At 63.6% G+C, this 12,579-nt stretch carries 17 protein-coding genes; 11 read left to right on the top strand and 6 right to left on the bottom strand.

Going from position 1 to position 12,579, the window contains the following annotated elements:
* The 3 genes from tnpC to tnpA form a co-directional block, all read right to left on the bottom strand.
* On the bottom strand, window positions 1–855 hold an 855-nt coding region (gene tnpC, locus L1787_RS13480; protein WP_235708126.1), incomplete at its 3' end, for an IS66 family transposase.
* 95 nt (window positions 856–950) lie between these two features.
* Window positions 951–1,298: an IS66 family insertion sequence element accessory protein TnpB gene (gene tnpB / locus L1787_RS13475; RefSeq protein ID WP_235708053.1), complete on the bottom strand. Its 348-nt coding sequence runs from the start codon at window positions 1,296–1,298 to the stop codon at window positions 951–953.
* Complete coding sequence (gene tnpA / locus L1787_RS13470; RefSeq protein WP_235708054.1) at window positions 1,295–1,708, bottom strand: IS66-like element accessory protein TnpA; 414 nt, start codon at window positions 1,706–1,708, stop codon at window positions 1,295–1,297. The genes tnpB and tnpA overlap by 4 nt, the downstream gene beginning before the upstream one ends.
* Before the next feature lie 447 nt (window positions 1,709–2,155).
* On the opposite strand from tnpA, the gene L1787_RS13465 reads away from it, so the two are divergent.
* Window positions 2,156–2,803, top strand: a complete 648-nt coding sequence (locus L1787_RS13465) for a recombinase family protein (protein WP_235709368.1) — start codon at window positions 2,156–2,158, stop codon at window positions 2,801–2,803.
* Entirely contained in the window at window positions 2,803–3,057 is a 255-nt protein-coding gene (locus tag L1787_RS13460; protein WP_235709367.1) for a WGR domain-containing protein, read from the top strand. Before L1787_RS13465 ends, L1787_RS13460 begins: the two co-directional genes overlap by 1 nt.
* A gap of 60 nt (window positions 3,058–3,117) precedes the next feature.
* Here L1787_RS13460 and L1787_RS13455 read toward each other — a convergent pair whose 3' ends face one another.
* A complete protein-coding gene (locus L1787_RS13455; protein WP_235709366.1) occupies window positions 3,118–3,366 on the bottom strand; it encodes a helix-turn-helix domain-containing protein in 249 nt (82 codons plus the stop codon).
* A 147-nt stretch (window positions 3,367–3,513) separates the two neighbouring features.
* Here L1787_RS13455 and L1787_RS13450 point away from each other — a divergent pair, with 147 nt between their 5' ends.
* The 9 genes from L1787_RS13450 to L1787_RS13410 all read left to right on the top strand — a co-directional run bounded on the left by L1787_RS13450 (window position 3,514) and on the right by L1787_RS13410 (window position 11,311).
* Complete coding sequence (locus L1787_RS13450) at window positions 3,514–4,362, top strand: arsenate reductase/protein-tyrosine-phosphatase family protein (protein ID WP_235709365.1); 849 nt, start codon at window positions 3,514–3,516, stop codon at window positions 4,360–4,362.
* Window positions 4,363–4,364: 2 nt separating this feature from the next.
* Window positions 4,365–5,378 carry an ArsJ-associated glyceraldehyde-3-phosphate dehydrogenase gene (locus L1787_RS13445; RefSeq protein ID WP_235709364.1) on the top strand — a complete coding sequence of 338 codons (1,014 nt, stop codon included), beginning with the start codon at window positions 4,365–4,367 and terminating at the stop codon, window positions 5,376–5,378.
* Window positions 5,375–6,667, top strand: coding sequence for an organoarsenical effux MFS transporter ArsJ (arsJ, locus tag L1787_RS13440; protein WP_235709363.1), 1,293 nt, complete (start codon window positions 5,375–5,377; stop codon window positions 6,665–6,667). The genes L1787_RS13445 and arsJ overlap by 4 nt, the downstream gene beginning before the upstream one ends.
* A 29-nt stretch (window positions 6,668–6,696) precedes the next feature.
* Window positions 6,697–7,749, top strand: coding sequence for a substrate-binding domain-containing protein (locus tag L1787_RS13435; protein WP_235709362.1), 1,053 nt, complete (start codon window positions 6,697–6,699; stop codon window positions 7,747–7,749).
* Window positions 7,750–7,824: 75 nt separating this feature from the next.
* The gene (locus L1787_RS13430; protein WP_235709361.1) at window positions 7,825–8,139 is read left to right on the top strand and encodes an ArsR/SmtB family transcription factor; all 315 of its coding nucleotides are present in this window, start codon (window positions 7,825–7,827) and stop codon (window positions 8,137–8,139) included.
* On the top strand, window positions 8,136–8,576 hold the full coding sequence (gene arsC, locus L1787_RS13425; RefSeq protein ID WP_235709360.1) for an arsenate reductase (glutaredoxin): 441 nt from the start codon (window positions 8,136–8,138) through the stop codon (window positions 8,574–8,576). The genes L1787_RS13430 and arsC overlap by 4 nt, the downstream gene beginning before the upstream one ends.
* Window positions 8,573–9,655 carry an ACR3 family arsenite efflux transporter gene (arsB, locus tag L1787_RS13420; RefSeq protein ID WP_235709359.1) on the top strand — a complete coding sequence of 361 codons (1,083 nt, stop codon included), beginning with the start codon at window positions 8,573–8,575 and terminating at the stop codon, window positions 9,653–9,655. Before arsC ends, arsB begins: the two co-directional genes overlap by 4 nt.
* Window positions 9,652–10,383 carry an arsenical resistance protein ArsH gene (gene arsH, locus L1787_RS13415; RefSeq protein ID WP_235709358.1) on the top strand — a complete coding sequence of 244 codons (732 nt, stop codon included), beginning with the start codon at window positions 9,652–9,654 and terminating at the stop codon, window positions 10,381–10,383. The genes arsB and arsH overlap by 4 nt, the downstream gene beginning before the upstream one ends.
* A 346-nt stretch (window positions 10,384–10,729) precedes the next feature.
* A complete protein-coding gene (locus tag L1787_RS13410) occupies window positions 10,730–11,311 on the top strand; it encodes a recombinase family protein (protein ID WP_235709357.1) in 582 nt (193 codons plus the stop codon).
* An 85-nt stretch (window positions 11,312–11,396) separates the two neighbouring features.
* On the opposite strand, the gene L1787_RS13405 is transcribed toward L1787_RS13410, so the two are convergent.
* The gene (locus tag L1787_RS13405) at window positions 11,397–11,834 is read right to left on the bottom strand and encodes a hypothetical protein (protein WP_235709356.1); all 438 of its coding nucleotides are present in this window, start codon (window positions 11,832–11,834) and stop codon (window positions 11,397–11,399) included.
* 8 nt (window positions 11,835–11,842) lie between these two features.
* Window positions 11,843–12,579 (bottom strand): RHS repeat-associated core domain-containing protein (locus L1787_RS13400; protein ID WP_235709355.1); only part of this gene is annotated, 737 nt, incomplete at its 5' end.

The following is a 12,579-nucleotide window of genomic DNA, read 5'->3' as shown; positions in this document are numbered from 1 at the left end:
GTGCTCCTGCCGCCGATCGCGCGAAGCATAGTAGAGCGCGGCTGGAGGCGCCCTCCCGCCGAACGGCCGGTCGTCGCGGACGTAAGCCCAGATGTGGCCGGTGATCGTCTTGCCTCTGGCGAGGATCGGCACCGTGGTGTCGTCGCCGTGAAGGCGCTCGGCGGCCAGAACATGCGCCTCGATCAGGGCATGGAGCGGTGCGAGGGCGACCGTCGCGGCACCGACCTGGTCGGCGAGGGTCGAGACCGACAGGTCGATCCCCTCGCGGCCATAGCGCTCGCTCTGCCGGTTCAGCGGCAAATGCTGCCCGAACTTTTCGAACAGGATCGTCGCCAGAAGGTGCGGTCCGGCAAAGCCGCGCGGCGTCACGTGGAACGGTGCGGGCGGCTGCGTGATCCGCTCGCACTGACGGCAGGCGAACCGCTCGCGCACCGTCTGGATCACCTTCCAGCGACGGGGGATCACCTCCAGCGTCTCGGTGATGTCCTCGCCGAGCTTCGACAGCCGGGTCGAGCCGCAGCACGGGCAGCTCTCCGGCGCGGCGATCACGACACGCTCGCGCGGCAGATGGGCCGGGAAGGGTTTGCGCGCGGGCCGCTTGCGCGTGAACGCCGGGGCCGATCCTGTCTGCGTTGCCGCGGTCTCGGCCACCAGCTCATCTTCGCTGGCCGTCGTCTCGAGATCCTCCAGCTGCAGCTCCATCTGCTCCAGAAGCCGAGCCTTGCGCTCGGAGCGGCTGCCGTAGAGCTCGCGCCTCAGCTTCTCGATCTGGAGCTTGAGATGGGCGACCAGGGCGGTCACGTCCGACTGCGCCGCTTCCGCGGCAAGGCGGCGTGCCCGCTCCGCGCGGATCATCGCGTGGGCGCTGGCAAGGTCGTCGGGGAGCGAATCGGCGGCGCTGTTCACACCTTGAGCGAATCACGATCGCCGGGGCGCGCCAAGGCAAAACATCACCCGACCGACGTCGGACGCCAGGTCTCTTGCGGGTGACGCCAGTCGATCCCTTCGAGCAGATAGCCGAGCTGCGCAGGCGTGATCGTCACCGCGCCATCGGCCGGCGAGGGCCACAGGAAGCGGCCCCGCTCCAGCCGCTTCGTGAAGAGACACGCCCCCTGGCCGTCGTGCCAGATCACCTTCAGAAGGTCGCCCCGGCGCCCGCGGAAGCAGAACAGATGGCCGCTCAGCGGGTCGCGCCGCAGCACCTCCTGGACCATCAGCGACAGGCCGGGGAATCCCTTGCGCATGTCCGTGTGGCCGGTCGCGAGCCACACCCTCACGCCACTCGGAACCGGGATCATCGCCGTTCCAGAACGGCGACCACGCGGGCCAGCGCCTCGCCGTCCACGTCGGCGCCGACGACGATCCGCCGGCCGCAGGCGAGAACGATCTCCATCCGCGAGGCCGTCACCGGGGTTTCAGGCCGCGGCTCTATCTCTCGCGCCTCGGGCGGATGCGGTTCCGGCTCGATGATGGCAGGCACGAACGTCGGCGTCTTCTCAGATCGGGGCGGCTCCACCCGGAACGCACGCCTCCACGTCACCAGCTGCGAGCGCGAGATCCCGTGCCGCCGGGCCGTCGCCGAGACCAGACGCGGACCCTCCATGCTCTCCAGCACGATCTTCAGCTTCTCATCATCGCTCCAGCGACGCCGGCGGCCCCTCTCGACCACCTCCAACCGCTCGAACGCCCTGTGCGTATGCCTGTCCATACGCACAGTTCTCCGCCGCGACGCTCACCACCCGCAAGGCGGCCTCCGCCGGAGGCTTACAGCCGAAAAGTCCAAGAAATGGCTGTAGTTCCGGCGGGATTCTGGCTTCGGCCGCCACATAGCTCGAGTCTCTGGGCAGCATCTCGAAATGGGAACTCCCGTGAAAGCCGCCGTCTTGCGCCCAGGCCAGACAAGAACAGCTGACTGTCATCATCACCGCGACACCGACATGGAAACTAACCGATCGCATAAACTGTTGGCCCCCTCATCAATTATCTAGGCGTTACGGTATGGATAGCCACAAATGTTGCTGCTAAATAAAGCTTCCGGATTGGCTCGGCCGCGGATCCCTTCGTCCATGAAGTAGCGGTTCAGTTGAAATACTCCTGATGTAAACTGTTTCACAATGTGTCGCATAATTCACGACTTATGCAACAGGCCCAAAAGATGAGCCTTTCTGCGGTGTGGGTGTGTTGCATATTCTCGTTGCAGGTTGAGGGGCGTTTCGGCATCCTGTCAGGGATGCTGATTGGATACGCCAGAGTCTCGACCCCCTCCCAGAACCTCGATCGTCAGATCGGAGCGCTCCGGTCCGCCGGCTGCGATACGATCTTTCGGGAAAAGGCATCCGGGAAGGCGGTAAAGAACCGCCCGCAGCTCGAGCGCGCCATCGACGCACTCGGGACCGGCGACATCCTGATCGTCGCCGAATGGGACCGGGCGACGCGTTCGATGATGGACGGTATCAACATCATGCAGCGGATCGCCGAACGTGGCGCCGCCATCAAGGTGCTGGACAAACCTCACCTTGATCTCACCACACCGATAGGGCGGGGCTTCCTCGCGTTCCTATCCGCATTGGCGGAAGACGAGCGCGGTCGCATCGTCGAACGAGCCGCTGACGGAAGACGGGTCGCACGCGAACGCGGAGTGCGGTTCGGCCCAAAACCGAAGCTGACCGACCATCAACGAGCAAAGGCATTGGATCGCTTGGCCACGGGCGACAGCTGCCGGGAGATCGCCCGCGACATGGGCGTATCCGCCTCGACCATCTCCCGGCTTCAGAAGCCTGTCGGATTGCGGGAGCCCGCCTAATGCAGCTCGACCTCTTTCCGACCTATCTGCATCTGCGCTGCATCGATCCGGCGAGCAACAAGCAGCGGTTCTACGCACTGTCCATCCAGAGAACGCTGTTTGGTGAATGGGTGTTCGTGCGCGAATGGGGACGTATTGGCGTCAGCGGTCGGCTGCGCAGCGACCTCTATCCATCCGCAGGACGTGCCGTCGACGCGCTTCTCGAGCTCGGGCGACAGAAACGGCGACGCGGCTATCAAGCCGTAATCAGCTGACGTAGACGCGTAGTTCAAATGAACCCAGGCAGGTGTTACTCCCGGCATCAACCGCTTGATTCATCGCACCAATTCGGCTTCGACCGGCTGCATAGGCAGGTCAGTTAGTTTCCCGTCAAAATCCGCAAGTCCGCAGGTCAGGCTGTAACATGCGAGGCTGACGGCCTTCGGGATCGCAACGGACTTTCCGTTTCGTTTCCCGTGTTCATAGTATTGAACGATGCGCCGCTTGAGCCCAAGCCGATCGGCCAGCTCTCCCTGGCTCCAGCCAAGTTCCTTGCGCCAAGCTTTGAGCTGTTCCCCGGTCACCCTCGTTGCACTCTTGATACATACTACAACCACAAGGTAGCCGGCTTACGGATCTATGGAAAGTTCCGCACTGCACTTCGGTTAGCGGCAGTCTGCCGTCGCAGAAATGTCACTTGTCGACATCGGAAATTCGTGCATCCATGAATTATGGATAACGAAATCGACGCAGAAGCGCTCACCGCCCTCGGCCACCCCGGCCGCCTCGCCGTCTTCCGGCTGCTCGCCCGGCGCGCCCCGCATGGCGTGCGGCCCAGCGAGATCGCCGAGGCGCTCGATCTCAAGCCGAACACCTTGTCGGTCTATGTCACGACACTTACCCGGGCGGGGATCCTCACGACGTGGCGCGAAGGGCGATCCGTCTACTACGGTATCGACCTGAAGCGGGTCGGCGCCCTGGTCGACTTCCTGGTGAACGACTGCTGTCGTGGCCGGCCGGAGCTGTGCGAGCCGCTCGCCGCTCGCTCGTTGCAACGGCTGGCGGCGCACCGCGATGTCGGCGCGCGCAACGTCCTCTTCGTGTGCTCGGGCAACTCGGCGCGCTCGCAGTTCGCCGAGGCGATCCTTAATAGCGACGGCAACGGTCGGTTCCGCGCCTACTCGGCGGGGACGAAGCCGAACCGGCGACTCAACCCGGAGGCGGTGTCGGTCCTCACGGCGCACGGCCACGACACGGTCGGGCTGAAGCCGAAGGCCGTCGCCAACTTCCAGCTGCCCGGCGCGCCCGTCATGGACTACGTCATCACCGTCTGCGACCAGGCCGCGAACGAGGATTGCCCACCCTTGCCGGGTCTCCCGCTCACGGCACATTGGGGAATCGCCCGACCCAGCGCCACCCTGGGCAATGACCGCGCTGCCGCGTTCGCCGCCGCCTACGTTGCGATCGCCGAGCGGCTGGAGCGCTTCATGGCGCTGCCGGTCGAGACTCTCGACGCCCTGTCCCTGCAGAACGAGCTCGACGCCATCGGCGCGGCCCGCGTCTCCGGCAAGGGAGCCTGACGATGGGGCGGATCGCGATCAACGGGCTCGGCCGCATCGGCAAGCTCGTCCTGCGCTCGCTCATCGAGGACGGGGTCGCCGGCGATATCGTGCTTCTCAACGATCCTGCCGGCGATCCGGCCCAGCATGCAATGCTTCTGGAGTTCGACAGCGTGCACGGGCGGTGGCGTACCGAGTTCGGTCACGAGCCGGACGCCCTCGTAGTCGCGGGCCGGCGCATACGCTTCACCCAGGCGCGCCGGATCGAGGAGCTGCCGCTCGCCGAACTCGGCGTCGATCTCGTCATCGACTGCACGGGTGTCTTCAAGACCGGCGCCAAGGTGGAGCCCTATTTCGCGGCGGGCGCCCGGAAGGTCCTGGTCTCGGCGCCGGTGAAGGATGGGGGTGCACTCAACCTCGTCTACGGCGTCAATCACGACCTCTACGATCCAGGAGAGCATCGCCTGGTGACGGCGGCGAGCTGCACGACCAATTGCCTCGCGCCGGTCGTGAAGGTGCTGCACGAGGAGATCGGCATCGAGCACGGCTCGATCACCACGATCCACGACGTCACCAACACGCAGACGATGGTGGACCGGCCGGCCAAGGACCCGCGGCGCGCTCGCTCCGCACTCCTCAACCTCATCCCCACCACGACCGGCTCGGCGACCGCGATCACGCTGATCTATCCGGAGCTGAAAGGCCGGCTCAACGGCCACGCCGTGCGCGTGCCGCTCCTCAACGCCTCGCTCACCGACTGCGTATTCGAGATGACGCGGGAGACTTCGGCCGAGGAGGTGAACGGCTTCTTCCGCCGCTGGGCTGACGGGCCGCTGAAGGGGATCCTCGGTTTCGAGGATCGACCACTGGTCTCGTCCGATTTCCTCAATGACACGCGCTCGTCGATCGTCGACGGGCCGTCAACCATGGTCGTGAACGGCACCCAGGTGAAGGTCTACGCCTGGTACGACAATGAGTTCGGCTACGCTTGGCGGCTCGCCGACGTCGCCCGCATGATGGCAGGGGATCTCGGATGACGACGCTCGCCACCGAGAAGCGCGAGGGGCTTGCCGCCTACATCGCTGTCACGGCCGCCTACTGGGCCTTCATGCTGACGGACGGGGCGCTTCGGATGCTCGTCCTCCTCCACTTCCACACGCTCGGCTTCTCGCCGATCCAGCTCGCGTACCTCTTTCTGCTCTACGAGTTCATGGGGATCGTGACGAACCTGTCGGCCGGCTGGATCGCCGCCCGGTTCGGCCTCACCTCGACGCTCTATGCTGGCCTCGCGCTGCAGATCCTGGCGCTCGCCGCCCTCACACAACTCGATCCGACCTGGCAGGTGGCCGTCTCGGTCGCCTTCGTGATGGCGGTGCAGGGAGCGTCTGGGGTCGCCAAGGATCTCGCGAAGATGAGTTCGAAGAGCGCGGTGAAAATTCTCGCCCCCGCCGAGGAGAAGGGCGCGCTGTTCCGCTGGGTCGCCGTCCTGACCGGCTCCAAAAACGCGGTGAAGGGCGTCGGCTTTCTCCTTGGCGCGGCGCTCCTCGCCATCGTCGGCTTCACCGGGGCGGTCTTCGCGATGGGGGTAGCGCTCGCAATCATCCTCCCTGCGGTCGCCCTCTTCATGCCCTCTGGCCTGCCGGCCGGGCGCAAGGACGCAAAGTTCCGCGAGGTCTTCTCCAAGGATCCCAACGTCAACCGGCTGTCGGCCGCGCGGCTCTTCCTGTTCGGCGCGCGCGACACGTGGTTCGTCGTCGGCATCCCGATCTACTTCTACAGCGTCCTATCGGACGGCACCGTCGACGGCAACCGCGCTGCCTTCTTTCAGGTCGGCACCTTCATGGCGGTCTGGATCATTGGCTACGGCTTCATCCAGGCCGCAGCGCCGCGCCTTCTGAAGGCCCGCGAGCGCGGCCTTTCCGAGATCGTCGGCCTCGCCCGCACCTGGGTGGGGGTCCTGACGCTGATCCCGGCCGCGCTCGCCGCGGCCGCATGGGTCGGCAATGCCCCCGACCCACAGACCTGGCTCACCGCGACGCTGGTGGTCGGCCTCCTCCTCTTCGGCGTCGTCTTCGCGCTGAACTCCTCGCTCCACTCCTACCTGATCCTTGCCTTCACCAAGGCGTCCCGGGTCACGATGGACGTGGGCTTCTACTACATGTCGAACGCCGCCGGGCGCCTTGTCGGGACGCTCTTGTCGGGCGTCAGCTACCAGCTCGGCGGCCTCACCCTGTGCCTTGCCACCGCCGCCCTGATGTCGGCGCTGAGCTTCGTGTTTGCCGGACAACTTCAACGAACGATGGTCGTCGCGCCCGACGGCGCCTGACCGACCTCACAGCTCTCTGGGAGGAGCTCATGGACCGCATCGTGCAACGCCTTGCACCTGCGCTCGTGGCGATCTGCGCCCTCACGACCGCCGCTGCCGCCGAGACCCGCGACCGCCTGCATATCGTGGGATCGTCGACGGTGTTCCCCTACACCAACGTGGTTGCAGACAACCTTGCCGCCGACGGCCGCTTCCCGAGACCGGAGATCGAATCGACCGGAACGGGCGGCGGCTTCAAGCTATTCTGCGGCGGGAGCGGCATCGACACTCCGGACATCACCGGAGCATCGCGCCCCATGACGCGGGCGGAATGGGAGCTCTGCCGCGCCAACGGCGTCTGGCCGATCAGCCAGTTCCCGATAGGGTACGACGGTCTCACCATCGCCGTCTCGCGCTTCTCGCCTGACGAATTCGCGCTCACGCTGAAGGACCTTTATTCGGCGCTCGCCGCACGGGTTCCCGTCGATGGCCAAGTCTCAGACAATCCCTACAGATCGTGGTCGGACATCCGCCCGGAGCTGCCGAACGTGCCGATCCGCGTCATCGGTCCGCCCCCGTCTTCAGGCACGCGGGACTCGTTCGTGGAACTCGCGCTTCACCGCGGCTGCAACCAATACGCGGCTCTGGCGTCGCTCCAAGCGACAGACCCTGCTGAATGGACCAAGGTCTGCTCCGAGATCCGGACGGACGGCGCCTATATCGAAGCCGGCGAGGATGATGAGGCGATCGTCGCCGACATTGAGAAGGACCCGCACACGCTCGGCATCATCGGCTACGGCTATCTGTTCGAGCACGAAGCGACGCTCCGCGCCGCGACGATCAACGGCGTCGCGCCCGACTTCCTGACAATCTCAAGGATGGAGTACCCGCTCGCGCGACCGCTCTTCATCTATCTGAAGAACCAGCACGAGAACCTCGTCCCCGGGATGGCTGAGTTCGTCCAGGAATATGTGCGCGGTATGAATCCGGTGGGCGGATACCTCTTCACCTACGGTCTGGTGCCCTACTTCGAGCACGTCGATTTCGAGGAGGTGGCCGGGGAGGCGATCGACAACAAGCCGATGAGCCCGCCGACCGACTGAGCTGCGCTGTTGAGGATCGCTTGACATTCTCCATATCTCCATATTTATCGAGATATGGAGAATAATGAAGCTCTAGTGGCTTTGTCCGCCCTCGCTCAAGAGACGCGGCTCGCGATCTTCCGCCTGCTCGTCGAGGCCGGCGCGGAGGGACGGGCCGTCGGTTCGATCGGTGAGGCCCTCGGCCTCCCCTCGGCGACGCTGTCCTTCCACCTGAAGGAACTGAAGAACGCAGGCCTCGTCGCCGTGCGACGCGAAAGCCGCTCGCTGATCTACAGCGCCAGCTTCGCCACCATGAACGACCTCATCGGATTCCTCACCCGCAACTGTTGCGGGGGCGACATGACGGCGTGCGATCTCACCGAGATCCCCGCGCGCAGAGAGACGGCATGACCACCACGATCTATCACAACCCCGCCTGCGGGACGTCCCGCAACGTCCTCGCGCTGATCCGCAATAGCGGCGAGGAGCCCGAGATCATCGAGTATCTCAAGACGCCGCCGAGCAGGGATCGGCTGGTGGCACTGATCGGCGCGATGGGCATTCCCGTGCGCGATCTCCTGCGCCGCAAGGGGACACCGTACGATGCCCTCGGGCTCGACGAGCCCAACTTCTCCGACGACGCACTGATTGATCTGATGCTTAAGCATCCGATCCTTATCAACCGACCGATCGTGGAGACCGAGATCGGCACGCGACTCTGCCGGCCATCGGAAACGGTGCTCGACATCTTGCCGAGACCGCAGCGCGGCGCCTTTACGAAGGAAGACGGCGAGCCGGTCGTCGATGCTGACGGGCATCGCATCACGCCGACGGAGGCTGCCCGATGAGCGTCTCAGAGACGACGGCCTCGGCGCTCGGCGAGGCGCCCGGCGGCATCGGCATCTTCGAGAAGTGGCTCTCCATCTGGGTCGCGCTGGCGATCGCCGCAGGGCTGATCCTCGGCAATACGCTGCCCGGCCTGTTCCATACCCTCGCCGGATTCGAGGTCGCGTCAGTCAACCTCGTCGTCGCGGTGCTGATCTGGGCGATGGTCTACCCGATGATGGTGGCGGTCGACTTCGCCAGCCTCTCCCATATCGGCGACCGGCCGAAGGGGCTCGTGCTGACGATCATCGTCAACTGGCTGATAAAACCCTTCACCATGGCCGGCCTCGCCGTCCTCTTCTTCGAAGTCCTGTTCGCAGACTGGATCGCTCCGTCCGACGCGCAGCAATATATCGCTGGTCTCATCCTGCTCGGCGCGGCACCGTGCACGGCGATGGTGTTCGTCTGGTCGCAGCTCACCCGCGGCGATGCCACCTACACGCTGGTGCAGGTGTCGGTGAACGACATCATCATGATCTTCGCCTTTGCCCCCATCGTGGCGCTGCTCCTCGGCGTGACGGACCTGTCGGTGCCGTGGGAAACGCTGCTCCTCTCGGTCGGCCTCTACATCCTAATCCCGCTCGCCGCCGGGGCGCTGACACGGCGCTGGCTGGCGAGGGGGCGCGGCGATCCGGAGGCCGCCGTCGCGCGCTTCACGGCCGCGGTCAAGCCGTTCTCGGTGATCGGCCTCCTCGCCACCGTGGTGCTCCTCTTCGGCTTTCAGGGTCAGGTGATCTTGGAGCAGCCTGTGCTGATCGCGCTGATCGCCATACCGCTCCTCATCCAGTCCTACGGCATCTTCGCCATCGCCTATGCCGCGGCCTGGGCCTGGCGGGTGCCGTTCAACGTCGCCGCTCCCTGCGCCCTGATCGGCACCTCGAACTTCTTCGAGCTCGCGGTCGCGGTCGCGATCAGCCTGTTCGGCCTCTCCTCGGGTGCGGCCCTCGCGACGGTCGTCGGTGTCCTCGTCGAGGTGCCGGTGATGCTGTCGCTCGTCGCCTTCGCCAACCGCACGCGCCACCACTTCCCGGCCGGCGCATGACGGACCACGCCGTGCCGATCGACGATCTGCCGAACATCGACCCGGAGGCGCTTCAGCCGATCGACATCGCCAGCCTCGCGGGCGACGGGGCGCCGGCCCATCCGCCCCGCATCCTCCTCCTCTACGGCTCGCTGCGGGAGCGCTCCTTCTCGCGCTTCGCCGCCGAGGAGGCGGGGCGGCTGCTCCGCTGGTTCGGCGCCGAGACGCGCACGTTCGACCCGCGCGGGCTGCCGCTCCCCGACGCCGAGGAGCCCGACCACCCGAAGGTCCTGGAGCTGCGCGAGCTCGCCATGTGGTCGGAAGGAATGGTCTGGTCCTCGCCGGAACGGCACGGGGCGATGACCGGGCTGATGAAGGCGCAGATCGACTGGCTGCCGCTGTCCCTGGGCGGGATCCGGCCCACCCAGGGCAAGACGCTCGCGGTGATGCAGGTCTGCGGCGGCTCCCAGAGCTTCAACGCCGTCAACCAGATGCGCATCCTCGGCCGCTGGATGCGCATGGTGACGATCCCGAACCAGTCCTCCGTCGCCAAGGCGTTCAACGAGTTCGACGAGGCGGGCCGGATGCGAGCCTCGCCCTACTATAACCGGATCGTCGACGTGATGGAGGAGCTCTTCAAGTTCACCGTCCTGACCCGCAGCCGTTCGGTCTACCTTACGGACCGATATTCGGAGCGCGTCGAGAGCGCCGAGGCGCTGTCGAAGCGGGTCAATCAGCGTTTGATCTGAGCGATACTCACTAGTGTCGCTGTAATCTCACTCCGGCCAGAAGACGGCAAGGCCGGTCATCACGACGATACAAGCGCGACGGACGAGGATTTTTCCTCTGACGTACGCGAGATGCCCCCCAAACTCCTGACAGTCTGCCCAGATGTAAATCTGCGCCGGCAGGGCCATCCAGGCATTGACGCCCGGCACACTACTCAGGAACGGATTCCTCCGATGATGAGAGGGAAACAAACGGCCGGTTTCTTGCCGGTCCCGCCTGCGCGATGGCGGAGCGCGATTTAGCGCCGTACCTTGGCAAACTACACAGTCAGGAAATCAACGTTAATCATTCCCTGGCATCGGCGGGTTGTCTGACGTCGTCGAAGGTGACGCCCATGAAGATCGTTACGCCCGGGTCTCCTCCGTCGAGCAAAATCTCGATCTGCAGCGTGACGCGCTCCAGAAGACGGGGTGCGAGACGATCCTCGTCGACAAGGCGAGCGGCACGGTGGCGGCCCGGCCCGGGCTCGAGAAAGCGAAGGAGCTGCTGCGCGCCGGCGACACACTGGTGGTGTGGCGGCTCGGCCGCTCGCTGCAGGATCTCATCGGCTGGGTACTCTATCTCGAAGAGCACGGGGTCGCGTTGGAGAGCCTCGCGGAGCGGATCGACACCGCGACCTCGACGGGCAGGCTCACGTTTCATCTGTTCGGTGTGCTCGCCGCGTTCGAGCGCAATCTCATTCGGGAGCGAACACAAGCGGGGCTCGCAGCCGCAAGAGTTCGCGGGCGCCTTGGCGGCCGTCCGAGCGCGCTCGAGGCGGACAAGCAAGCAGTTGCGGTGCAGCTTTACCGAGAGAGAAAGCTCACCATGGCCAAGATCTGCGCGATGATGGGGATCTCAAAGCCAACTCTGTACGCCTATGTCCGCGCAGCCGGCGACGCAATCTAATTTATCTAAGCTCCATTACTAAACCTCAGGGAAATGGTCATTACCGCCAGGTAAGAAAATGTAAATTCAGTACACACCTAATAATTTATTCAAAATTGTCGATATTTTCTATATGACCATCGGCGAAGAACGAAAAAATCCCCCCTGGATAGAATAAAGTTAAAAATTCATCATCTTTTGAATCTGAGAACACGCTCATTCGATATTCGCTTGAAAAATTCAACACCATAAATTTCCCACCTTGGTGAAAGCACCACTTCGTTATTATTTTTCCGTTCAAAAGTTGTATATTTTTGCGATCGAAAATGGAGTTGGATCCTTCCAAGGTCTTCTCGCCTTTATCAAGTCGCCACGCAGCGTCACGGATCCATATATGCCACTCACCATGCGGACGCCTCCCAGGAATTTCTTTCCCGAACTCCATAGTAACGAAAGTTCCATGCCCAATCGATACCCCCCATGCCTCCTTCCCAAGGATCTTATTTATTCTCTCCTGAGCGCGCGTTAACAAGGTATCGACCATTACAGAACCTATTCATCGCCTGATTCTTCGTCGCTTTCGTCAGATCTTATATCGTCTTCTAGTTTATTATCACCGAACATAGATTCCCCCTCCTCAACTATATCATCGTATCCATAATTTTGACCTGATATCACATCGTGAAGCTGGCGCGCTTCTTTTTTTGTTAAACGCCGGCCAATGGCCCGCCCAACCTCTTGGAGAGCATCAGAGAATTGGCGATTCTGCCTTCGATTCCCTCTCGGCGTCCCTGAATCCCGCTTTGAGAAGGTGGTGTTTACCTCATCTTGTAGAGTTGCGTCTGTAGAGAGAGTTTCTGGCTGCGTCTGACTTAGCTCATCAAGCAGAGAGTACGTAGCGTACGCAAATCCAAAGCCACCTTTTCCGTCGAACTCACCATCCCATCCAACGTCCAATCCGTAATCAGCGGCCACAAGAGCCGCGGCAATGAAACTCCCAATCAAATCGCCTGGACTAACGTCCACCAATTGTGTTCCGCTCGGATCCTTATAGTTTATCGGCTCATTGCCGGCATAGGCATAGCGATTGATCCCGACCCCCGGGACATCGGGATCGAGCAAATCGGGCTGGATGAAGCGGGCGATACGCGGATCATAATAGCGCGCATTGAGGTACATCAGCGCCGCGGCCTCGTCGTAGCGCTCCGACAGGAAGCTCTTCGACTCCGCCGCCGGCGTCGGCCGCACCTCGCTCCGCGCCTCCTCTCCGTAGGGCTGATACCCCACCC

The organism is Acuticoccus kalidii (assembly GCF_021556395.1).
Classification (GTDB): Bacteria; Pseudomonadota; Alphaproteobacteria; order Rhizobiales; family Amorphaceae; genus Acuticoccus; species Acuticoccus kalidii.
This window is presented reverse-complemented; position numbering and strand designations above follow the sequence as displayed.

Coding starts and splice junctions, on each gene's coding strand:
- tnpB (WP_235708053.1), bottom strand. CDS start 1,298: ATGATCCCGGTTCCGAGTGGCGTGAGGGTGTGGCTCGCGACCGGCCAC.
- tnpA (WP_235708054.1), bottom strand. CDS start 1,708: ATGGACAGGCATACGCACAGGGCGTTCGAGCGGTTGGAGGTGGTCGAG.
- L1787_RS13465 (WP_235709368.1), top strand. CDS start 2,156: ATGAGCCTTTCTGCGGTGTGGGTGTGTTGCATATTCTCGTTGCAGGTT.
- L1787_RS13460 (WP_235709367.1), top strand. CDS start 2,803: ATGCAGCTCGACCTCTTTCCGACCTATCTGCATCTGCGCTGCATCGAT.
- L1787_RS13450 (WP_235709365.1), top strand. CDS start 3,514: ATGGATAACGAAATCGACGCAGAAGCGCTCACCGCCCTCGGCCACCCC.
- L1787_RS13445 (WP_235709364.1), top strand. CDS start 4,365: ATGGGGCGGATCGCGATCAACGGGCTCGGCCGCATCGGCAAGCTCGTC.
- arsJ (WP_235709363.1), top strand. CDS start 5,375: ATGACGACGCTCGCCACCGAGAAGCGCGAGGGGCTTGCCGCCTACATC.
- L1787_RS13435 (WP_235709362.1), top strand. CDS start 6,697: ATGGACCGCATCGTGCAACGCCTTGCACCTGCGCTCGTGGCGATCTGC.
- arsC (WP_235709360.1), top strand. CDS start 8,136: ATGACCACCACGATCTATCACAACCCCGCCTGCGGGACGTCCCGCAAC.
- arsB (WP_235709359.1), top strand. CDS start 8,573: ATGAGCGTCTCAGAGACGACGGCCTCGGCGCTCGGCGAGGCGCCCGGC.
- arsH (WP_235709358.1), top strand. CDS start 9,652: ATGACGGACCACGCCGTGCCGATCGACGATCTGCCGAACATCGACCCG.
- L1787_RS13405 (WP_235709356.1), bottom strand. CDS start 11,834: ATGGTCGATACCTTGTTAACGCGCGCTCAGGAGAGAATAAATAAGATC.